Raw genomic sequence first — 22,683 nt, forward strand, 5'->3', positions numbered from 1 at the left:
GCACGATGCGAGAGAGGACCGCCGCCCGGCGGAGCCCCACGGTCTGCGCTCTCGGGAGGAACTGCCATGTCCGCCAGTCTGGAGCAGCTGCGCCGCTGTCACTTCGCCGTCGATCTGGGCGCGGCGAGGACCCGTGTCTATGTGAAGGGCGCGGGCCTGGTCGTCGATCAGCCGAGCGTGGCGGCGATCAACACGAAGACGGGCGCGCTGATCGCGGTCGGCGAGTTCGCGGAGAAGATGACGGGCCGTACGCCCGACTACATCCGTGTCATGCGGCCGGTGACCGGCGGCTCGGTCGTCGACATCGACATGGCCCAGCGGATGCTGCGCCAGTTGCTGGGCGACAAGGTCCGCCGCACCCTGCGCCGCAAGCCGCGGCTGCGGGCGGCCGCCTGCACCCCGCACGACGCGGACCCGCTGGCGCAGCGGGCCGCGATCGAGACGCTCGTCGGGCTCGGCGCACGGCGGGTCGAGCTCGTCGACACGCTCATCGCCGCCGCGGTCGGCTGCGGTCTGCCCGTCGAACGGCCCGAAGCCACCATGATCATGGTGTGCGGGGCCGCCGCGACCCAGCTCGCCGTGCTGTCGCTGGGCTCGATCGTCACCGCCGAGCGCATCCCGGTGGGCGGCGAGGCCGTCGACCACGCGATCGTGCAGCATCTGCGCCACCAGCACGAGCTGATGCTGCCGAGTCAGGCCGTACGCCCCCTGCAGCTCGCTCTCTCCGGGAACGGGCTCACCCCGGACGGCCCGGCGTCGACGGAGATCCACGGGCGGGACGTGGCGACCGGCCTCGCCCGTTCCGTGCAGGTCGACACCGCGGCCGTACGCGATGCCATCCAGACCCCGCTGACCGCCGTACTGGACGGCATCGGCAAGGTGCTGCGCTCCTGCCCGCCCGACCTGGTGGCCGACCTCGCGGACCGCGGGATCATGATGGTCGGCGGAAGCGCGCTGCTCCCAGGGCTCGACCAGATGCTGCGGCAGGCGACGGGGATGCCGGTGCACATCGCCGAGCGGCCCGACGTGTGTGCCGTGCAGGGCCTCGGCTACATGCTGGAGGGCAAGATCGAGCCACTGGCCCTGGACCCGCTGGCGGACTGAACCGCGCACGCGCCAGGGCCGACTCCGAGGGGCCTCGTATGACCGACCCCGTGCGCCGTCTCCCGACGCTCCTGGAAGCCGTCCTCAGCGTCGGTACCGACCTCGAACTGCGGGCCACGCTCCAGCACATCGTGGACGGCGCCGCCGAGCTGACGGGGGCCCGGTACGCGGCACTGGGCATGGTCGATCCGGGGCACGACGGGTTGGTGGAGATCCGTACGGTGGGCCGGCCCGAGACCGAGGCGGGCACCGAGGTCGAGGCCGGCGCCGGCGACAGCCAGGGCGTGGTCGGGCGGTCGGACGAATTCATCGGCGTCCCGATCCGCGTCAACGACGAGATGTTCGGGACGCTGTATGTCGCCGACAAGCGCGCCGGTACGTTCACCGACGAGGACGAGCAGCTGCTGCGCGTACTGGCCACCCAGGCCGGCATCGCGATCGGCAACGCCCGGCTGTACGAGAGCGCCCGGCAGCGCGAGCGCTGGATCGAGGGCGCTGCCGCCGTGACCACCGCGCTGCTGACCGGCGAGACCGCCGCCGACGCGCTGATGACCGTCGCCGAACGGGCCCGGATCCTCGCCGGCGCCTCGGCGGGCGTCATCCTCCAGCCCACGGCGGAGGGCGGCATGGAGATCGTGACCGCGTCCACGCTCGACGACCCCGGGGACATCGTGGGCACCACCATCGCGCCCGGCAGCCCCGTCCTCGAGCAACTCCTTGGCGGCGAGCCGGTGTTCGTGGAGGACTCCGCGACCGACCCCCGGATGACGACCCACGTACGCAAGCGCTTCGGGCCGAGCATGATGCTTCCGCTCCAGGCGGACGGCCGCCTCATCGGCACGCTCGCCCTTCCCCGCCGGCGCGGCGACCGGCCGTACACCTCGGTGGAACGGCTGCTGGCCACGCAGTTCGCCTCGCAGGCCGCGCTGGCCCTGGTCCTCGCCGACGCCCAGCACAGCCGCGAGCGCCTCGCGGTCTTCGAGGACCGCGACCGCATCGCCCGTGACCTGCACGACTTGGTCGTCCAACGGCTCTTCGCCACCGGCATGATGCTCGAATCCACGCAGCGCAGAAGCATGGGGGACGGGGCGGCCCAGGATGTGCACGACGTCCTCGGCCGGGCCGTCGACGAGTTGCAGTCCACCATCCAGGAAGTGCGCACGGCCATCTTCGCGTTGCAGCAGCCGCCCGCCGACGCGCCCACCACCTTCCGTGGCAAGGTGCTGCGCGAAACGGCGGGCGCGGCGGCGGTCCTCGGCTTCCAGCCGTCCGCGCGGTTCACCGGTGCCGTGGAGAGCCGCATCTCGGAGCCCGTGGCAGGTCAGCTGCTGGCGAGCCTGCGGCGTGCGCTGGCCGCCGCGTCGCGCCGCGCCGGGGTGTCCGTCATCGAGGTCACGGTCGACTCGACGGCGACCCTGCCCGACGGCCGCGCCGGCGTCCGCCTGACGGTCTACGACGACGGCGGCACGGGCACGACGGTCACCTGGGCGTCACCGCTGTGAGGCGCGAGCACCCGCCGAACTGACGTCCCGGATTCACCCGGACAGCGTAACGACCCACGTTCCGTCGTCTCCCGCATTGCTGTCAACCAAACCTCACAGTATTCAGGTGGAATCGGCCGATCCCGCAGGCCATTGCTGTTGATCTCATGTAGGGTCCGCCTTAAGAAGAAGAGATATCCCCAACCAGACTCGAAAGTCCTCACATGAACCTTTCGGTGACGCCGACGACGCACCACCCAGCCGCCCTCCGGCCCGTGCGCAAGCCGCACACGCCCCTGTCGGCCATCGCCCCGTCTGCCGGACGAGCGGCGGACATCCCCGGAAGGCGTCCGGTCAAGCCGATCACCTTCGACTCGGCGCTCTAGACGACACACTTCACCTTGGGCACACCGGCGGTAGCACGACTGCCGGTGTGCTCAAAGTTGTGCGCCGGAGCCCCCAACTGCCTTGAGTGATCAAGAAGTTCGTGCTACACACTCCCCTCCGGTGCCACTAGCCTTCGGCGGGTGAAACTGCAGCAGCTCGTCCTGAAGATCCACAGCCGGTGCGACCTGGCCTGTGATCACTGTTACGTGTACGAGCATGCCGACCAGAGCTGGAAAGGGCGCCCGACCGTAATTTCCGAAGAAACGCTCGGAATGGTCGCCCGCAGATTCGCGGCATATGCGGAAGCACATGAACTGCCGTCCGTTTCCGTGATCCTTCACGGCGGTGAACCCCTCCTCGTAGGGCCCACCCGGATGAGAAACATTTGTGCGGAACTCACTCGCACCATCACTCCGGTCACCACACTCGATCTCCGTATTCATACGAATGGCGTCCAGCTGAACTCCCGGCACCTGAATGTTTTCAAGGAATTCGGTGTCAAAGTCAGCGTCTCGCTCGACGGCGACCGTGTGGCCAACGACCGTCACCGGCTCGACCGCAGACGGCGCAGCAGCTACGACCGGGTGCTGCGCGCGGTCAGCCTGCTGCGCTCTCCCGAGTACCGGCACCTGTACAGCGGCCTGCTGTGCACCGTGGACATCGCCAATGACCCCGTCGCGGTGCACGACGCGCTCGTGTCACTCGATCCGCCCAGAATCGACTATCTGCTTCCGCACTCGACCTGGGACAGCCCACCGCACAGACCGGCGGCCTCACCGACCGCGTACGCCGACTGGCTCCTCAGGATCTTCGACCACTGGGACCGGCAGGGGCGCACGGTGTCGGTGCGGACTTTCGACTCGGTCCTCAGCACCCTGAGGGGCGGCCCGAGCCTGACGGAGGCCATGGGGCTCGCTCCCAGCGATCTGGCCGTGGTGGAGACCGACGGCACCTTCGAGCAGGCGGACTCGCTGAAGACCGCCTACGACGGCGCCGCCGCGACCGGCTACGACGTCTTCCGGCACACCTTCGAGGAGCTCGCACGGCATCCCGGCGTACGCGCCCGCCAGCTGGGCCTGGCGGGTGTCAGCGAAACCTGTCGGCGTTGCCCGGTGGTCGAGTCGTGCGGCGGAGGGCTTTACGCGCACCGGTACAGCAGCGAGCGGGCCTTCGACAATCCGTCGGTCTTCTGTGCCGACCTGAGCGTCTTCGTCGAGGGTGTCGCCGAGCGGATCACCGAGCGCGCGCTCTCCCCTGCCGTGCACAGCCAGGCCGAACTCTGGTGGGCTCATGGCGAGTTGAACCGGCAGCTGCTCATTGACGGCGCCGCCCTGTACACCGCGGAGCCGGACTGGGACGACCTGTGGCGGGCCTTCCTGGACCTGGACGGCGCCGCGGATGTCATGCCCCACGTCGACGACGTCCTCGCCCACCCTTATGCGCACACGGCGCTGAGACACTCCCTCCATCACCCGGCCACCGTCGCACCGCTCGCCGCGGCGGCCGTCGCGGTCGCCGTCCGCGCCCGCGCCGACCTCAAGCTCACCTGGGACCAGACCGCTCCCGAGCTGCACCTTCCCACGCTGGGGACCCTCACTCTCCCCGAGCCCGGCCGGATCGAGGTCACGGTGACCGCGGGCCGACTCCGGGTACGGACCGCCACCGGCGACGAGTGCTCCCCCGAGGGCACCCCCACCGCATGGCACCCCCTGCACACCGTCCGCCTCCCGGACGACACCCGCTTACTCCTCGACGACGCGGACCCCCTCCGCGACTGCTACGCCGTGCCTGTCGCCCCTCCCCTCGCTCCCGACGACCTCGCCTCGTTCACCGAACGGCTGTGTACCGCCTACGAGTTGATGGCCGAGCGGACGCCCGGGTGGCGTGACGGCGTCAACGCGCCGCTCGTCACCACGGTCACCCCGCTCGTGGCGGGCTCGGGTGTGCGGCTCGGCGCGCACGGGCTCGGCGCGCTCGGTGTGGCCGTCGACTTCGAACCGGAGGAGTTCGTGCGGGAACTGCCGCGCACCGGACGGCTGGCACGGCTGACCGCGCTGCGGGCGACGGTGGATCTGAACGTGCCGGGCAGCAGGGCCGGGCGGCTGCTGGACGAGGCGAGCCGGGAGCTCGGCAACGCCACGTACTTCGCCGACGGCACCGGCGAACGCGCCGCCGCGCTGGAGCGGGCGGGCCACGCCCTGGAGCGGCTGGCCGCCCGCCCCGAGCGTGAACTCACCGAGACCGGCGTGGTGTTGGCCGAGGAACTGCGAGCCGAGTGGGCGATCTACTGTGACTGATGAGCGCACCCAACTGGCGGACTTATTCGACCGCACCCGGCTGGCCGACTTCTTCCGCCGCGCCCAGCCCGCCAACCCGTTCCGGCGGACCCCGCCCGCCAACCCCTTCCGTCGCACCCCGCCGGCCGGCCCTTTCGACCCCACCCGGCCGACCAGCCCTCTTTTCGGCCACACCCGGCCGGCCGGCGCCTTCGACCGCGCCCCCTTGGCCAGCCCTGCCAATCGCCGCCAACTCGTCCGCCTTTTCCGCAAGTTGGGCGTCGAGCGCGGCGGCATCCTCATGGTGCACGCCTCCCTCGGTGGGGCGGGGCTGCGCGACACCGACGTACGGGACGCGCTGCTCGATGTGCTGGGCCCCGACGGCACGCTCGTCGTGCCCACCTTCACGCCCGAGAACTCGTTCACCTCGCGGGCGTACAAGGCGCTCACCGACGGGATGTCCGAGGACCAGGAGAAGGAGTTCCGGGCGTCGGTGGCTCCGTTCGATCCCGGGATGACCGCCTGCCCGACGATGGGCGTGCTCGCCGAGTGCGTCTGGACCACGCGGGGCGCCGTGCGCAGCGGGCATCCGCACACCTCGCTGGCCGGGCTCGGCCCCCGGGCCGAGGAACTGCTGGCCGAGCACGATCCGCACTGCCATCTCGGCGAGCGCTCCCCGCTGGCCAAGCTGTACGCGGAGGGCGCCCAGGTCCTGCTGTTCCGCGTGGGGTTCGAGGCGTGCAGCGCGTTCCATCTCGCCGAGTACCGGATGCGGCCCACACCCCCGCAACGGGCGTACCACTGTGTGGTGGACGAGAAGGGCAACTGGACCTCGTACCAGGACATCGAGCTGTACGACGGCGACTTCGAGGCGATCGGGGCCCTGCTGCGGCGTGATCTCGTGAAGGAACGGGAAATGGCGGGGAAAGCGGTGCTGCTCTTCGGGATGCGGGAAGCGGTCGACCGGGCGGGAGACCAGATGTCTGGATATCGCCATGGATTGACGTGAAAGAGGCGACCCGTGCGGGCGCCCGGTGGGGAAGATTGTGGGTTCCGGCCAGGTGACATCCCGTAAGGGCACATCCACAGGCAGGGGGGCACGTGGACATACCTGAACGGGCATCGGACAACCGGCCGTACTTCTTCCTGAGCTACGCCCACACGCCGGCCTGGGGGCCCGGCAACGGCGATCCGGATCACTGGGTGCACGTCCTCTTCACGGATCTGTGCGACCACATCATGGCGCTGACGGATCTCCCCGCGGGCGCGCCCGCCGGTTTCATGGACCGGGAGATGCGCTCGGGTGACGGATGGCCGGAAAAGCTCAGTGAGAATCTCGCTTCATGCCGGGTGTTCGTGCCGCTGTTCTCGCCGCGATACTTCACCAGTGAGAGTTGCGGCCGGGAATGGTTCGCGTTCAACGAACGTATTCTGCGCGCCCGGGCCACCGGTTCCGGTGCCGTGCCCGCCATCGTCCCCGCGCTGTGGACGCATATCGACTACGCCCAACTCCCGGACTCCGTAAGGCATATCCATGTGGATCACACGCCGTTCGGCGACCGGTACGCGGCCAACGGGATCTACGGTCTGATCAAGCTCAACCGGCTGCACGACGAGTACGAGGAGACCGTCCTCGGGCTCGCCCAGCGGATCGTGCGGGTCGCCCAGGAGTCGCCGCTGCCGTCCAGCAGGCCCCGCCCGTACGAGAGCACGCCGAGCGCGTTCAAGCCGCGGGGCGAGGGACCCCGGCGTATCCATCTGACCGTCGCGGCGCCCACCCGGCACAGCATTCCCGAGCACCGTGACACCCGCCCCTACGGTGAGGACGCCCAGGACTGGAATCCGTACCACTCGGAGTCGACGCGGCCGCTGCCCTCGCTCGCCGAGGAGCTGATCCGGTCCCTCGACTACCGGATCACGGTGTCGTCGTTCGACGACGAGGACACCGGCGAGACCCTGCTGACGGACGACTCCGACAAGGCGGCACCGAGCCACCCCGGGATTCTGCTCATCGACCGGTGGGCGCTGACCGACGAGGAACGGCAGCGCAGACTCAGGGCGTTCGACGCGAACGCCCGCCCCTGGGTCAGTGCGATCGTCCCCTGGAACCGGGCCGACATCCAGTGCCACGGCGAGGAGGGCCGCAAGCTGGCGGCCGACCTGGAGCGGACACTCCCGTCGATCCTGGACCGGGGCCGGCGTACCGACTGCCGGGTCGCCGTCAACGGCGTACCCACTCTGAAGGCCTTCACCGACGTCCTTCCGGCCGTCGTCGCGCACGCGACCCGGCAGTACCTCAAGCACGCCGAGGCGCATCCGCCCGCGGGCCCGCCGATCCGCCGGCCCCGTCTGATGGGCCCCACCCACCCGCCGCTCCCCGAAGGCGGATCCGACCACGGAGGAGAAGAAGCATGACGGCCGTGCAGGACGGACGGATCATCACCTTCTACTCGTACAAAGGGGGCACAGGGCGCACCATGGCCCTGGCCAACACAGCGTGGATCCTCGCCGCCAACGGCAAGCGGGTCCTGGCCGTCGACTGGGACCTGGAGGCTCCGGGGCTCTTCCGCTTCTTCCATCCCTTCCTCGACCCGAACGCGCTGGCCGCCACCACCGGTGTCATCGACATCATCAACGAGTACGCCTGGGCCGCGACCACCGGAACCCAGCGCTCCGGTGCCTGGCATCTGGACTTCGCGCGCGTCGAGCGGCATGCCATCTCCCTGACGCCGGAGCGGCTCGGGCTGCGTTTCCTGGACGGCGGTTCGCTCGACTTCCTCTCCGCCGGACGCCAGGACCGCTCGTACTCCGCGACCGTGTCGTCGTTCGAGTGGGACAACTTCTACGAGCGGCTCGGCGGCGGGCTGTTCCTCGACGCGCTGCGCGACGACATGAAGGCGTCGTACGACTACGTCCTCATCGACAGCCGGACCGGGCTGTCCGACAACGCCGACATCTGCACCATGCAGATGCCCGACGTGCTCGTGGACTGCTTCACGCTCAGCGACCAGTCCCTCGACGGCGCGGCGGCCGTGGCCCGCAGCGTCGAGGACGGCTACCGCAAGCGCAAGATCCGGGTGCTGCCCGTGCCGATGCGGATCGACGAGGGCGAGAAGGAGAAGGTCGACGCGGGACGGGCGCTGGCCCGGATGAAGTTCGACGGGCTGCCCAAGGGGCTCGGGGGCGAGGAGCTCGGCGGCGAGGAGCTGTCCACGTACTGGGGCGCCGTCGAGATCCCGTACCGCCCGTACTACGCGTACGAGGAGACGCTCGCCACCGTCGGCGACGAGAGCGGAATCGCCAACTCGCTGCTGTCCGCCTTCGAGCGGCTCACCGCGGTCATCTCGGACGGCGAGGTCACCGCGCTGCCGCCGGTGCCGGAGCCGGTGCGGCTGCGCTGCCGCGACGCGTTCCTGCGTCGGCGGCCGATGACGACGGCCGCCGACGTCGTCATCGTGTACGCGGCGGAGAACCGGATGTGGGCCGACTGGGCCGAGGCGCTGCTCAAGCGGGTCGGCTGCAATGTCGTCCCGCACGACATCTCCACCGGACCCGTCGAGCACCAGGATCCGGCGACGCGCACCCTCGTGCTGCTGTCGAACGCCTTCCGCAAGTCCCGGTACGCCGACGCCGTGTGGCGTGCCCTCATCGAATCCGACATGGATGCCGTGGGAGCCGCCGGCGGCACACTGGTCCCGCTGAGGGTCGACGAGGTCCGGCTGCCCGAGTCGTATCTCGACCACAACCCGGTCGTGCTGCACCGGCTCGACGAGTCCCAGTGCATCACCGCGCTGCTCGACGTCCTGGAGCTGCCGGGCCGGCCCGTCGACGGCGGCCCCTCGGGCCCCCGCTTCCCCGGCAGCACCCCGGGCATCTGGAACGCGCCGCAGCGCAACAACACCTTCACCGGCCGCAACGTCATCCTGGACCGGGTCCGCGACCAGCTCGGCGGCGGCATGTCCGTCGTACTGCCGCAGCCGCAGGCGCTGTTCGGGCTCGGCGGCGTCGGCAAGACCCAGGTGGCGCTGGAGTACGTGCACCGGTTCATGGCGGACTACGACCTCGTGTGGTGGATCTCCGCCGAGGACCCCGGCAACGTCGTCTCCTCGCTCGCCGAACTCGCCGCCCGCATCGGGGCGCCCGGCGGTGAGGACATCAACGTGGCCAGCCAGGAAGCCGTGCAGATGCTGGCCCGGGGGGCGCCGACCAAGCGCTGGATCCTGGTCTTCGACAACGCTGATGACCCCAGCCGGCTCACCCGCTACTTCCCGACCGGAGGCGGCGGGCACATCCTCGTCACCTCCCGCAACCAGGCCTGGGCGCAGCAGGGCGCCTCCCTGCCCATCGACGTGTTCCTGCGCGAGGAGAGCGTCGAGCACCTCACCCGGCGCGCCTCGGGGCTCACCGCCGAGGAGGCCGATCAGGTGGCGACCGCGGTGGGCGATCTGCCGCTGGCCGTCGAACAGGCGGCGGCCTGGCTCGCCGAGACGGCCACCCCCATCGAGGAGTATCTGCGGCAGCTGGCCGAACAGACCACCGAGGTACTGGACCTCAACCAGCCCCCCGACTACCCCAAGACGGTGGCCGCGACCTGGAACATCTCCATAGCGAGGCTCAAGGAACGCTCCCCCGCCTCGGTACGTCTGCTGCAACTGTGCGCGTTCCTGGCCGCCGAGCCGATCTCCTCGCATCTGCTCTACAGCAAGGAGATGATCGACGCCCTCAAGCCGTACGACCCCGCCCTCCAGGAGAGTCTGCTGCTCGGCCGGGTCATCCGCGAGATCGGCCGGTTCGCGCTCGCCAAGGTCGACCAGGTCAGCAACAGCATCCAGGTGCACCGGCTGGTCCAGGCGGTGATCCGCTCGCAGCTGACCGAGGAGGAGCAGCGGCACGCCCGGCACGTCGTGCACACCGTGCTCGCGGGCTGCCGGCCCGACGGTGACGAGCCGATCGACGACCCCGAGACCTGGCCGCGGTTCGCGGTCATCTGGCCGCACCTGAGCGCCTCCGACGCCCGCAACTGCACCGAGGCGGACACCCGTCGGCTGCTCATCGACCGCGTCCGCTATCTGTGGAAGCGCGGTGAGTTCACCGGCGCCCAGACGCTCGCAGAGGATCTCCTCGACCACTGGAAGCCGATCCTCGGTGAGGACGACGTCCAGTACCTCTACCTGCGCTGCCAGCTCGGCAACATCTTGCGATCCCAGGGGCGTTACGTGGAGGCCCGGGAGATCAACACCGAACTCCTCGAACGCCAGCGCCGGGTGCTCGGCCCCTCGCATCCGCACACCTACGTCACCATGTCCGGCCTCGCCAGCGACCTCGCGGCGCTGGGCGTGTACGGATCGGCGGTGGATCTCGCGAAGGAGGCGCACGAAGGGTTCGCCCAGATCTTCCACGAGTCGCACCGGCGCACCCTCAGCGCGGCCAACAACCGCGCGCTCGCCCTGCGCATGGTCGGCCGTTACGGCGAGGCACGCGTTCTCGACCAGGACACCTACGACCGGCGCATCGAGGTCCTGGGCCCGGACCACCCATACACCCTCGCCTCGGCGGCCCGCGTGGGCCGTGACCTGCGGGAGGTAGGCCGCTACGCGGAGTCGGTGACCGTGCTCTCCCGCGCGTACGACGCGCACAAACGCATCCTCGGCAAGGAGTTCCCCGGCACCCTGAGCTGCGCCAAGTCGCTCGCCGTGTCCCTGCGCAGGGCGGGCCAGCTCGAGGACGCCCGCCGGCTGACGACGGCGACGCGCGCCCAGTACCGGGCCCAGTACGCGAAATCGACCCCCGACTCGCTCGCCTGCGATCTGAACATGGCCGCCGACCTGTTCGCCGCCGACGAGCGGGAGGCCGCGCGCGAGGTCGCCAAGGAGGCGCTCGCCGAGTACATGAAGGTCCCGGGCGAGGCCCACCCGTACACCCAGGCCGCGCTCAACAACCTCGGGATCTTCCACTGGGGCTGCGGCGACTCCGAGGAGGCGGAGAAGGTGTTCCGCCAAGTCCTGCGCCGCATGGGCGAGGTGCTCGGCGAACAGCATCCGCACACCCTCTTCACCGGCATCAACTACGCCAACGTCCTGGCCGATCAGGGCCGCCTGGCCGAGGCCCGGCAACTGGAGGAGAACGCCGTGGTCACGCTCCGAACGGTCCTGGGAGCGCACCATCCCGAGACGCTGGCCATCGTCACCAACTCGGCGTTGACGCTGGCCGCGTTGGGGCGCAAGGACGAGGCGCGGCGTCTTCGTGACGAGGCGTTGTCCGAGTTGCGGGCGCTGCTGGGGGACGACAACGGGATGACACGCGTGGCGGCGGACGAGCGGCGCATCTACCGCGACCTGGAGCCGCTGGCAGTGTGAGGGGGTTCCTCGCCCCCGCCGCCCCTACCCGTCCCATCCCCCAGGGGCTCCGCCCCTTCGACCCCGGGGGTTGTGTGCCGGGTGCGGGTCGGTGGGGGTGCGCCTAAAAGATTGCGCAGTTCCCCGCGCCCCTTAAGGGGCGCGGGGAACTGCGCGACCAGCCCCCACCCACCCGCAGCCGACCTTTAGGCGGGGGTCTGGGGGCGCAGCCCCCAGGTACGGATGGGACGGGTAGGGGCGGCGGGGGCGAGACTCTCGGTGGTGGGGTCGGCGAGGAGCCAGGTCAGGACCTTCGGGAGGGCCCGTAGCGCGGCGAAGTGGGCGGCGGTGGGTTCGAGGACCGCTGTTGCCCGGGGGATGCGCGCCGCGAGCCAGGACGAGTGGGAGGCGGGGGAGAACACGTCCTTCACCCCGTGCCACAGCAACACCGGCACCTGAATCTCCGCCGGCTCGAACCCCCACCCCCCGGTCAACGCCAGCGCGTCGTCCACCCACCCGTACGGCGAAGTCCGCAACGCCTCCCGGTAGTTCCGCAACAGCATCGACCGGATCGTGTTGTCCGACACGATCTGCCGGTCGTCATCGGTGAGTTCGTGCCGCAGTTCCTCCAGCAACCGCACAGGATCCCGCCGAATCGCGGCGGACCGCGGAATCAGCCGCGCGACAAACCGCTCGGGATCGGTGAACGCGGTCCGGAACTCATTGACGTTCGACGGCGCCATCCCCGCGAACCAGTCCAGCCCCTCGGCATTGCGCGGCGCCAGCCCGACCAGCGCCGCCGCCCGAGTCACCCGCTCCGGCATCAACGCGGCACACGCCAGCGCGTGCGGAGCACCTCCGGACCGCCCGGCCACCGCGAACCGCTCGATGCCCAGGGCGTCGGCGACCACCGCCACGTCCTGCACCACGTCGACGACGCGGCGTCCCGGCATACGGTCGGAACCCCCGTACCCCGGGCGGTCGTAGCTGATGAGCCGGGTGCCGCGCTGGTACAGGAACATGGACCGCGGCCGGGGTCCGACCCGGCTGCCGGGCATCCCGTGCAGCAGGAACACCGGGCGACCGCGCGGATCCCCCGAGACCTCGACGCGCAGCAGCCGCCCGTCCCCCGTCCGCACATGGTCACGCACAGCGCTCCCCCTCCCCCGGTTTCCCCCGGCCCGGTGGTCCGGGACAAACGCTGCACGATCCCTGCCCACCAGCCCGTACGGCGAAACGAATCCGCAGGTCAACCAGGCTTCATATCAAGCCACTTGACGCCGTACCGCAGCCTCCGTAGCGTCGCATCCCGTACGTGCATGTGATCGACATTCACATCCGGGGACGATGATGGCGACGGGCGGGGTGGGCATGAGCGGGCGGCGTGTGGTGGTGTCCGGCGGCGGAACCGGAATCGGCCTGGCGACGGCGGAGGCGTTCGCGGCGGACGGCGACCGGGTGGTGCTCCTGGGCCGTCGCGAGGACGTCCTGCGCAAGGCGGCCGAGGGGCTGGACGAGCGCCACGGGGACGGAACCGCGTCCTGGTACGCGGCGGACCTGGCCGACCCCGAACAGGTGGGTGCGGCAAGGGAGTTCATTGCCGCGGACGGCACCCCCGTCGACGTACTGGTCGCCAACGCGGGCGGAAACGTGGCCGCTTCGCACGACGGCTCGCTCGCCGCCGTCGCCGACAGCTATCGTCGCAACTTCGACGCCAACGTCCTGACCGCGGTGCTGCTCACCGAGGCCCTGCTCCCGCACCTCCGGCGCCCCGGCGGCCGTATCGTGCAGCTCTCCTCGATCGCCTCGCTGCGCGGCCCCGGCTCGTACGGCGGCTCCAAGGGCTGGATCAACACGTACACGTACGACCTCGCCCAGCGCCTCGGCTCCGAGGGCATCACCGTGAACGCGGTCGCCCCCGGTTTCGTCGGCGACACGGAGTTCTTCGGCGACCGCGCGACCCCAAAGTTCGTCGCGTCCCGGGTGGCCCAGTCCCTCACGGGGCAGCCGGGCCATCCGTCGGAGATCGCCGCCGCCATCCGGTACGTGGCCTCGCCCGAGGCGGCGTACCTGACGGGCCAGCTCCTCCACATCAACGGCGGTGCCGCACTGGGGCGTTAGGCCCCTCCATCCTCCCGAAGGTCGCTTAGCCTGTCGCGCATGAACGCACCGGGGGACACGGTCGACGACGGCCGCTTCGAACTGATCGAGCGGCTCGGCAGCGGGGGGATGGGCACGGTGTGGCGGGCCCGCGACACCGTGCTGCACCGGGAGGTCGCCCTCAAGGCCGTACGCCCGGACGCGGCGGCCTCCGACGCGATACGGGAGCGGGTGCTGCGCGAGGCACGGGCGCTCGCCCGGCTCAGCCATCCCCATGTGGTGACCGTCCATCACATCGTGGACGCCGACCCCCACCCCTGGATCGTGATGGAGCTGGTGCCGGGCAGCTCGCTCCAGGAGCGCCTCGCCGACGGCCCGCTGCCCCCGACGGAGGCGGCGCGGCTCGGCCGGCAGATCCTCTCCGCCCTCCGGGCCGCGCACGCCGCCGGCATCCAGCACCGCGACGTCAAACCCGCCAACGTCCTCCTCCGCCCCGACGGATCCGCCGTCCTCACCGACTTCGGCATCGCGGCCCTGGAGGGCTCGACCTCGCTGACGGTCACCGGTGAACTCGTCGGCTCGCCCGAGTACATGGCCCCCGAGCGCATCCGCGGCCACGGCGACGACCCGGCGTCCGACCTCTGGTCCCTGGGCCTCGTCCTCTACGTCTGTGTGGAGGGCGTCAACCCGTTGCGCCGCGCGACGACCCTCGCCACCCTGGCCGCCGTCCTCGACGACCCGCTGCCCCCGCCGGTGCGCTCCGGTCCCCTCGCACCCGTGCTCCAGGCCCTGCTCGTACGGGACCCGGCCGCCCGCCCCGACGCGGAGCGGCTGGACGCGATGCTGGCGCGGGTGGAGTCGGAGGCGACACCGGACTGGGAGCGGCCGACGAGAACCGCGGCGGTGCCGCCCCCCACGGAGCCTGTGCCGCCGCCCGCACCCACCCGGCGCCGGCCGGCGCTCCCGGTCCCCTCCCCGCCGTACACCCCGGACCGGCCCCGGCCCCGTCGCCGTACGCCGATCGCCGTCGCCGTGGCCGCGGTGCTCGCGATCGCCGCTGCGGCCACGCTGTTCCTCACCTTGCGCGATCCGGGAGACAAGAAGGCGGGCGGCGACAGCCCGGGCTCATCAGCGCGTACGACGGCGCCCTCGCAGCCCCGGACGACCACACCCCCCAGCCCCACACCCAGCCCCACGCCGTCCGCGACGGATTCCCCCCTCCCGACCGGGACGACCCTGCCCCCGTCGGCCGGCCGCTGGATCGCCCAGCTCTACTCCGAACCCGTCGGCACGGGCACCGCGGCACGGGACCTCAGGCTCGCGAAGATCCGGAGGTCCGTCCCCGAGGCGAAGATCCTGCGCAGCGACAAGTACGCCTCCCTGCGCCCCGGTTACTGGGTGGTCTACGCGCCCGGCCCCTTCGCCGACGGCCGGGCCGCACTCGCCTTCTGCGCCGAGCGCGGCAGGACCACGGCGAACACGTGCATCGGCCGCTATCTGAGCGAGAGCGCGACGGACTCGGTCCTGCAGTGCCGCCCGCCGGCGACGCAACCGACCGGCCGCTGCACGCGCCCGTAGGCCGCCGAGGAGACCCTCAAGCGACAGGCGGGCGAGGCATCACGGTCACCTCGGGGATGGTGCCGCCGCAGCGCAGCACGGTGTCGAGGACGCGGAGGAACTCCTCCAACTCCAGCAGGGCGCCGTTGAGATGGCCACGCTGCCTCCAGACCGGCATGACCTGGGCCGCGTACGCCATGTCCCACCCCGTGTTGAACTCGGTCCGGGCATCCCCCTCTCCCCCACCGCAGTCGCTGACGACGAACCGGGTGAACCCCACGGCCAGGTGCTCGACCCGGAACGCCTCGACGAGCTTCTCCAGCGCCGCCTTGCTCACGTGATAGCCGGCGAACCCCGGCCAGGCGGGTGTGAGCGTGGCGCCGAGTGTGGACAGGTAGGCGGCGACACCGCGCGAGGCCGAGAGATACGGAAGCGCGGCGTTGGTGACACTGCCGCGCCGATCACGTTGGTCTCCAGGACCCGGCGCCAGGTGTCGGCGTCGTGCTTCTCGATCGGGGCCAGCGGCCCGATCCCGGTCGCGTAGACGAGCGCGTCGATGCCGCCCAGCCCGGCGGCTGCCTCCTCGATCGCCGCCTGGCACGACGATTCGTCGGTCACGTCGCAGGCGATGGCGAGCGTGCCCGGACTCGCTTCCTTCGCCGCGTCGACCAGCCGGTCGTACCGGCGTGCCAGCAGGGCGACCTGGTCCCCGCGACGCCCGAGATCGACCCCGATGCACCGGCCCAGCCCACTCGACGCCCCGACCACCACAGCCCTCATGGAAGAACCCCATTCTCGTGAACCGGCAATCCCCTTCCGCCGCTTCTATCACGAGTCGGGCCCGAAGGGCAGACCCCTGGCGCCCTGGTCCGGCGCACACCGCGTACAACCCTTCGGCGGTGAGAGCGGTCAGATGTCCGAGGACCGGCGGTTTCCCCGCCGTTCCCCCATCCATCTCCGATGCTTAACCCGGACAACGCAGAGGGACCTTGATGCTCCGCACCGCTTCCGACCGTCACATGCTCCGCAAGACCGCCGGCGCGATCGGCGCCGTCGCTCTCGCCGCACTGGGCAGCGCGCCCGCGGCCGCAGCGGACGACCCGCAGCCCGGTCTTGCCCTGAGCCCGGTCTCCGTCACCGACGGCATAAAGCCGGGCAGCAGCTTCGAGGTTCCGCTCGCCTTCACCAACAAGGGCTCGGCGGCGCTCGACAAGGTCTGGCTGTCGTACAACGTCACCCGCGGCCTCGCCCACACGGAGCTGCCCTCCAACTGCCTCCGCTACGAGATCCATTCCTACGACGAGGCCCCGAGCTACTCCGACGCGGTCTGCGAGTTCGACCAGACGGTGGAGCCCGGCGTCGTCTACGCACCCGAGAAGACGCTGACCCTGAAGGCCCAGGACTGGGTGCTGTACGACAAGCTCCGGGTCGCGGTCACCAGCTACAACTCCGGGGGCGACGACGGCGCCGAAGCGCCCGTGCGCGGCACCGGCCCCGCGGTGAAGCTGGTCGAGCAGCCCGGCGCCACGCCCGGCGCCGGCAACGCGGACCACCCCGACTGGGACGCGGCCGATGTGGAGATCACCGCGGACAACACGGCCGACTTCCAGGTGACCGGAGGGAAGCTGACGGGCCGCGTCGGCGACACGGTCAGCCTGAACGCGAAGTTCACCAACGCCGGGCCGGGCTGGGTCCTGAAGCCCGGCGGCCACTCGGTGTCGAAGGTTCTGATCGACATGCCCGCCGGTACGACGGTCACCAAGGCCTCCGGCTACTGCACGAAGGTCGGCTCCGGAAGCTACGAGTGCGGCACCAGCCAGTCCTGGCTCAACGAGGGCCAGGTCACGCCCTACGACTTCACGCTGAAGATCAACAAGGTGGTGTCGGGAGCCAAGGGCTCGGTGGCGCTCGACACGGAGTCCCGCCCGTTCGACGAGAACAAGGCGAACGACACGGCCGACATCACACTCGACGTCACCGGTGACGGCTCGACCAGCGGTACCGGTTCGACGGGCGGTGGCGGCTCGACCTCGTCCACCGGAGGCTCCGGCACCACGTCCACCGGCGGTTCCGGCACCACGGGCGGTTCCACCACGGGTGGTTCCTCGACGACCGGCACCTCGGGCACCTCAGGAACCTCCACCTCTTCCACCGGCGGCGGCGACCTGGCCAGCACCGGCTCCGGTTCGACCCTGCCCCTCGCGGGCGCGGCAGCCGCGGCCCTCGTCGCCGGCACGGGCGCGGTCGTACTGGTACGCCGGCGCGCGGCCCGTCGGTAACGGCTGAGCCACCCACCGGGAGCGGCCCGGCACGTCGAGCTGAAGCTCAGCCTCGGCGTGCCGGGCCGCTCCCGGTCAGCAGGTCAGTACGGCAGCGGCAGCAACAGGTCAGTACGGCAACAGTCGTCCCGAAGGCGTCCGCCGGTCGATCGTCAGATCGCGGGGAGCTGCGGGCCGACGGCTGGTACGGATGCGGATCTGACGGTTCATGACGCCCTCCTCATGCCTGATGAGCCCAGCGTCCTCGCCGACGCGCCCAGACACATCGTGCCCACGGAGGCGGCCCTCCTACCCCCGGAGCAGGATCCGACCGGGACACACGTACTCCCCCAGCAGGACACCGGCTCCCGCACTGGCTGTCAAACAACGACAACGGCCAACCGGCGGACTGGATACCTGTCGTCATCGAAGCGAGTCGGCGGCCGGCTTCTATGGGCGCGGCGCTGCTCCTGCTCGCATCGATGCCGGCCCTCCGGTACCGGAGGGCCTCGATGCGCGACATCCGGCGGGCGTTCTTTCGAGTGTGCCGCGGGCGTGCGACCTGTCCGTCAACCCGAAAGGTCAGCTGTCCCGTTGGAGGGTTCGATGCGGATCACGATGGATTTGGTCGTGGGAGTGTTGCTGGTCTCGGCCGTGGAGTCCAGTGCGACCAGCACGTTCGTCTCCGGGTAGTAGGCGGCGGCGCAGCCGCGCGGCGTCGGATAGCGGACGGCGCGGAAGCCGGGGGCCCGGCGTTCACCGTCAGGGTAGACGCTGACCAGATCGACCAGGTCGCCGTCGTGCAGGTGGAGGTCACGGAGGTCGTCCCGGTTGACGAAGACGACCCGCCGTCCGCCCTTGATGCCGCGGTAACGGTCGTCGAGGCCGTAGACGGTGGTGTTGAACTGGTCGTGCGACCGTACCGTCGTCAGCAGCAAGTGCTCCGGCGGGACTTCGGGCGCGGTCGGTGGGTTGACGGTGAAGCGCGCCTTGCCAGTCGGCGTGGGGAAGGTGCGGGAGTCGCGCGGTGCCCGGGGGAGCATGAAGCCGCCAGGCTGCCGGACACGTTGCTCGAAGGCGTGGAATCCGGGGACCACATGCTCGATGTGGCGGCGGATCACGGCGTAGTCGTCGCGCATGATGCGCCAGCCGAGGTCGTCGCCGAAGAGCGCGTGCCCGAGGTCGGCGATGATCGCGACCTCGCTGCGCAGGTGCGGTGATCCGGGAAGGAGCCGTCCGCGCGAGGCGTGCACCATGGCCATCGTGTCTTCGACCGTGACGAACTGCTCGCCGGATGCCTGCTGGTCGCGCTCGGTGCGGCCGAGGCAGGGCAGGAGAAGTGCCTCGGTGCCGTGGCACAGATGCGACCGGTTCAGTTTGGTCGCGACATGGACGGTGAGGGCGCAGTTGGCCAGTGCGGCCTCGGTGACCTCCGTGTCGGGCGTGGCCGAGGCGAAGTTGCCGCCAAGGCCGATGAACACGTCGACCTTGCCGTCGCGCATGGCCTTGATCGAGTCGACGGTGTCCAGGCCGTGGGCGCTGGGCGGCTCGAACCCGAACTCGTCGCGGAGCTTGTCCAGGAACGTGTCCGGCATCTTCTCCCAGATGCCCATGGTGCGGTCGCCCTGGACGTTGCTGTGTCCGCGGATCGGGGCGGGCCCGGCACCGGGGCGTCCGATGTTGCCGCGCAGCAGAAGGAAGTTGACGATCTCGCGGATGGTGGCCACCGCGTTGCGGTGCTGGGTCAGCCCCATCGCCCAGCAGACGATGACGCTGTCGGCGGCGAGCACGTCGGCCGCGCAGTCCTCGATCAGGCGGCGGGACAGACCGGCCATCGTCTCGATCCGCGACCAGTCCAGGACACGCCATGCCGCAGCCGCTGCCTCGTAGCCGTCGCAGTACCGGTCGATGAAGTCGTGGTCGAGGGCGGAGCCCGGCTGGGAGTCCTCCCGATCGATCAGGACACGGTTCAGACCTGAGAACAGGGCCAGATCGCCATTGATGCGCACCGGGAGGTAGCGGTCGGCGAGCTTCGTACCCGGGCCGACCAGGCCGCGCGCGGTCTGCGGGTTGTGGAAACGGCCGAAACCGGCCTCGGGGAGCGGGTTGGCGGCGATGATGCGGGCGCCTCGCCGCTTGGCCTGTTCGAGCGCGGTGAGCATACGGGGGTGGCAGGTGCCGGGGTTCTGGCCCACGACGATGATCAAGTCTGCGTGATCGGTGATGTCGGAGAACGTGACGAGGCCTTTTCCGACGCCGATGGTCTCGCTCAGGGCCGCGCCGCTCGACTCGTGGCACATGTTCGAGCAGTCCGGCAGATTGTTCGTGCCGAGCCTGCGCGCCAGCAACTGGTAGAGGAAGGCGGCCTCGTTGCTCGTCCGGCCGCTGGTGTAGAACACGGCACGGCTCGGATCGGCGAGGCCGCGCAGGCGATCGGCGGTGAGCGCGAGCGCGCCCTCCCACGGGATGGGCGCATAGTGGGTCGCGCCGGGGGCGAGATGCATCGGCTGGGCCAGCCGGCCCTGCGACTCCAGCCAGTGACCGTCCCGTTCCCGCAGGGCAGCGATGGAGTGCTCGGCGAAGAATGCCGCGTCGACCCGTTTGCGCGTGGCTTCCCAGGCGACGGCCTTCGCGCCGTTCTCGCAGAACTCCGCGATCTTCCGGTGGTCGGGATCGGGGTCGCCCCATGCGCAGCTCGGACAGTCGAAACCGTCGACATGGTTCATCGTCAACAGCGTCTGAAGACTCCGCTTCGGCCCCATTTCGGCCATGGAATACCGCGCTGATTCGGTGATGCTGTGAATTCCGACGCTGGACTTCTTGGGGCCTGACGATGTCAGATCCGATGCGGACGGAGGGACGCCCGCCGACTCGTGTGCATCCGTCGGGTTGATCGGTTGCTCAGCCATGACTGCCTCTTTGCCCCATACGGGCCAATGGTCTGTGAGGGCAAAGTTGACCGCAGCCGCGTACGCGAGGTGCGTGAGCCGGGCACCGAGTGCGCACCCACCGCAAGGCGGGTGCACACTCGGTGCCCGGCCTGACGGCGGCCGGACACCTGTGGCTTCCTTCCCGCTCTTACGCCGCGAGCGCGTGACCGGGATGCAGTACGACCTTGGTGTAGCCCTCGATCCGCTGGTCGAACTTCTCGTACGCGAGCGGCGCCTGGTCCAGCGGCAGTTCGTGGGAGACCACGAAGCTGGGCTTGGCGCGCCCCGCGATGATCAGGTCGCGCAGCTGGCGGTTGTACTGCTTGACGTTGCACTGACCGGTACCCATCCGCTGACCCTTCTCGAACATCCGTCCGATGGAGACCAGCAGCTGACCGTGCTTGGCGTTCTCGTCGGGTCCGCCCGGGTCGGACGGCACGTACAGGCCCGGCACACCCAGCATGCCCGTCGGCCGCACGGTCTCGACAAGGGTGTTGAGGACGACGGCGGGTTCCTCATGGCTGGCATCGTGCGCCTGGGCCTGGTAGCCGACGGCGTCGACGCCCTTGTCGGTTCCCTCGCCCCCGGTCTGTTCCTTGATCCGCCCGGTCGGGTCACCCTGGGTGAAGTCGATCGGGATGGCCCCGATCTCCTCGGCCTTGGCGAGGCGCTCGGGCACCCGGTCCACGGAGAACACCTTCGACGCACCGCGCAGCAGCGCGGAATATGCAGCCATCAGCCCGACCGGGCCGGCACCGAAGACGGCCACGCTCTCTCCGGGGGACACCTGCGCGAGCTCACATCCGTGGTAGCCGGTCGGGAAGATGTCGGCGAGCAACACGAAATCGGTCTCGAACTCGTTGCCCGGCGGCAGCTTCAGGCAGTTGAAGTCGGCGAAGGGCACCCGCAGCAGCTCTGCCTGCCCGCCCTTGTACGGGCCCATGGCCACGTAGCCATAGGCTCCGCCGGCGAAGCCCGGATTGACCGTCAAGCAGAAGCCGGTCTTCCCGGCGAGGCAGTTCTTGCAGAATCCGCAGGCGACGTTGAACGGCATGACGACGCGGTCACCCTTGGACAGGGAAGTCACACCGGCGCCGGTTTCCTCGACGATGCCCATGTTCTCGTGTCCGAAGACTATGCCCGACTCGGCGGCCGTGCGGCCCTCGTACATGTGCAGGTCCGATCCGCAGATAGCGGTCGATGTGACGCGTACCAGCACGTCGTTCGGGTGCTGGATCTGCGGATCGTCGACGTCCCTGATGGTGACGCTGAAGGGCTTCTCATAGACGACGGCTTTCACCTGGATCACCTCCGCGTCGAACGCTGGGTGACGACGACCGCCCTACCGAGGCCCTTGCCGGGGGAACACGAAACCAGGCGGAGCCCCTCGGTCCGCGTCGTAGCCCCAGGCGCTCTTGCTGCACCACTGGATACTTCCAGGGAACGCCCGTACCGCATGCGCTGCAACCCCCATCGGGAGGAATCCCGGCGCAAGTAACGCACTGCACACGGAGGATCACGAAGGAAGACGAGGCGGGCTCGCTCCTGGCGCGGGTTCCCGATCCGCGTGACCGCCGCTGGATGCGCTTCCCCGCTCAACGCTGCCCGCAGCGCGCCTTCCTCGCGCAGGCCGCGGGTCGAATTTCCACCCCGTCGGCAGCTGCGCCATGGGCATCGGCTCCGACCCTGTGGTTGCCCCGGACCTGACCGTGGACGTCATCGAGGGCCTGTGTGGTGGACGCGTCCGTCATATTCACGGTCGTCTCGGTCAACACGAACACCGCGGCGATCATGATCGCCGAGAAAGGGGCCGCCCTCATCCGCGGGGCGCGACGGGCACCACGAACGCAGAAGCCGGGTCCTCCCCGCGGCGCGGGGCGCTCATTTCCTGATGCTTCCCGATGTCCGCTTCCGACGCTCCGTCCGGACCGTTTTCAGAACGGGCGGTTCCCAGCGCAACGCCTATATCGGCCGCCGCTGCACGCCGGTGCGGCAACAATCAAGCCTCAGAGGCCGACGGCGTCGAACCCCGGCGCCGGCGGTGGCATACCGCTCTCCACCCGCCCGTGCCCCACCCGCCTCAGACCCGAACACCGGAACCCCGAAGCATGCGCACAGGTCAGACGCTTACACAGTGGGGCGGGTGGGACTCGAACCCACGGCCGACGGATTACGAGTCCTTTGAGGATCTTGGCGGTCCTTGTCGATCTACGCTTATCCATGACGTTTTGCCTGGTCAGAGCGGGTGAGTCGTG

At 70.2% G+C, this 22,683-nt stretch carries 15 protein-coding genes; 10 read left to right on the forward strand and 5 right to left on the reverse strand.

Annotation, left to right across the window (positions count from 1 at the left end; genetic code table 11):
* Positions 1 to 66 precede the first annotated feature (66 nt).
* From AB5J50_RS16335 to fxsT, 7 genes are all read left to right on the forward strand, one after another.
* Positions 67 to 1,104, forward strand: coding sequence for a rod shape-determining protein (locus tag AB5J50_RS16335; protein WP_369258716.1), 1,038 nt, complete (start codon positions 67 to 69; stop codon positions 1,102 to 1,104).
* A 38-nt stretch (positions 1,105 to 1,142) separates the two neighbouring features.
* A complete protein-coding gene (locus AB5J50_RS16340; protein WP_369258718.1) occupies positions 1,143 to 2,606 on the forward strand; it encodes a GAF domain-containing protein in 1,464 nt (487 codons plus the stop codon).
* 203 nt (positions 2,607 to 2,809) lie between these two features.
* Positions 2,810 to 2,971 (forward strand): hypothetical protein, encoded by a 162-nt coding sequence (locus tag AB5J50_RS16345; protein WP_327428485.1) that lies wholly within the window; start codon positions 2,810 to 2,812, stop codon positions 2,969 to 2,971.
* A 141-nt stretch (positions 2,972 to 3,112) separates the two neighbouring features.
* Complete coding sequence (gene fxsB, locus AB5J50_RS16350) at positions 3,113 to 5,269, forward strand: radical SAM/SPASM protein FxsB, inactivated metallohydrolase extension form (RefSeq protein ID WP_369258720.1); 2,157 nt, start codon at positions 3,113 to 3,115, stop codon at positions 5,267 to 5,269.
* Positions 5,262 to 6,257, forward strand: a complete 996-nt coding sequence (locus AB5J50_RS16355) for an AAC(3) family N-acetyltransferase (protein WP_369258722.1) — start codon at positions 5,262 to 5,264, stop codon at positions 6,255 to 6,257. Before fxsB ends, AB5J50_RS16355 begins: the two co-directional genes overlap by 8 nt.
* Before the next feature lie 92 nt (positions 6,258 to 6,349).
* On the forward strand, positions 6,350 to 7,663 hold the full coding sequence (locus tag AB5J50_RS16360; RefSeq protein WP_369258724.1) for a TIR-like protein FxsC: 1,314 nt from the start codon (positions 6,350 to 6,352) through the stop codon (positions 7,661 to 7,663).
* Positions 7,660 to 11,604, forward strand: a complete 3,945-nt coding sequence (gene fxsT / locus AB5J50_RS16365; RefSeq protein ID WP_369258726.1) for an FxSxx-COOH system tetratricopeptide repeat protein — start codon at positions 7,660 to 7,662, stop codon at positions 11,602 to 11,604. The genes AB5J50_RS16360 and fxsT overlap by 4 nt, the downstream gene beginning before the upstream one ends.
* A gap of 185 nt (positions 11,605 to 11,789) precedes the next feature.
* Here fxsT and AB5J50_RS16370 read toward each other — a convergent pair whose 3' ends face one another.
* Positions 11,790 to 12,734, reverse strand: a complete 945-nt coding sequence (locus tag AB5J50_RS16370) for an alpha/beta hydrolase (protein ID WP_327428490.1) — start codon at positions 12,732 to 12,734, stop codon at positions 11,790 to 11,792.
* Positions 12,735 to 12,954: 220 nt separating this feature from the next.
* Here AB5J50_RS16370 and AB5J50_RS16375 point away from each other — a divergent pair, with 220 nt between their 5' ends.
* Positions 12,955 to 13,704 (forward strand): SDR family NAD(P)-dependent oxidoreductase, encoded by a 750-nt coding sequence (locus AB5J50_RS16375; RefSeq protein WP_369258729.1) that lies wholly within the window; start codon positions 12,955 to 12,957, stop codon positions 13,702 to 13,704.
* Positions 13,705 to 13,743: 39 nt separating this feature from the next.
* Positions 13,744 to 15,261: a serine/threonine-protein kinase gene (locus AB5J50_RS16380; RefSeq protein WP_369258731.1), complete on the forward strand. Its 1,518-nt coding sequence runs from the start codon at positions 13,744 to 13,746 to the stop codon at positions 15,259 to 15,261.
* Positions 15,262 to 15,277: 16 nt separating this feature from the next.
* Here the strand turns inward: AB5J50_RS16380 and AB5J50_RS16385 are convergent, their stop codons facing one another.
* Both AB5J50_RS16385 and AB5J50_RS16390 read right to left on the reverse strand, forming a co-directional pair.
* Positions 15,278 to 15,577 (reverse strand): hypothetical protein, encoded by a 300-nt coding sequence (locus AB5J50_RS16385; RefSeq protein ID WP_369258733.1) that lies wholly within the window; start codon positions 15,575 to 15,577, stop codon positions 15,278 to 15,280.
* A complete protein-coding gene (locus AB5J50_RS16390; RefSeq protein ID WP_369258735.1) occupies positions 15,574 to 16,020 on the reverse strand; it encodes an SDR family oxidoreductase in 447 nt (148 codons plus the stop codon). Before AB5J50_RS16390 ends, AB5J50_RS16385 begins: the two co-directional genes overlap by 4 nt.
* A 212-nt stretch (positions 16,021 to 16,232) precedes the next feature.
* Here AB5J50_RS16390 and AB5J50_RS16395 point away from each other — a divergent pair, with 212 nt between their 5' ends.
* Positions 16,233 to 17,519, forward strand: a complete 1,287-nt coding sequence (locus AB5J50_RS16395) for a hypothetical protein (protein ID WP_369258737.1) — start codon at positions 16,233 to 16,235, stop codon at positions 17,517 to 17,519.
* A 548-nt stretch (positions 17,520 to 18,067) separates the two neighbouring features.
* Here AB5J50_RS16395 and AB5J50_RS16400 read toward each other — a convergent pair.
* Entirely contained in the window at positions 18,068 to 20,407 is a 2,340-nt protein-coding gene (locus AB5J50_RS16400) for an FdhF/YdeP family oxidoreductase (protein ID WP_369258739.1), read from the reverse strand.
* Between the two features lie 169 nt (positions 20,408 to 20,576).
* Positions 20,577 to 21,728, reverse strand: a complete 1,152-nt coding sequence (locus tag AB5J50_RS16405) for a glutathione-independent formaldehyde dehydrogenase (protein ID WP_369258741.1) — start codon at positions 21,726 to 21,728, stop codon at positions 20,577 to 20,579.
* Between the last annotated feature and the right edge of the window lie 955 nt (positions 21,729 to 22,683).

Origin of the sequence: Streptomyces sp. R35, from assembly GCF_041053035.1 — a bacterium.
Classification (GTDB): domain Bacteria; phylum Actinomycetota; class Actinomycetes; order Streptomycetales; family Streptomycetaceae; genus Streptomyces; species Streptomyces lutosisoli.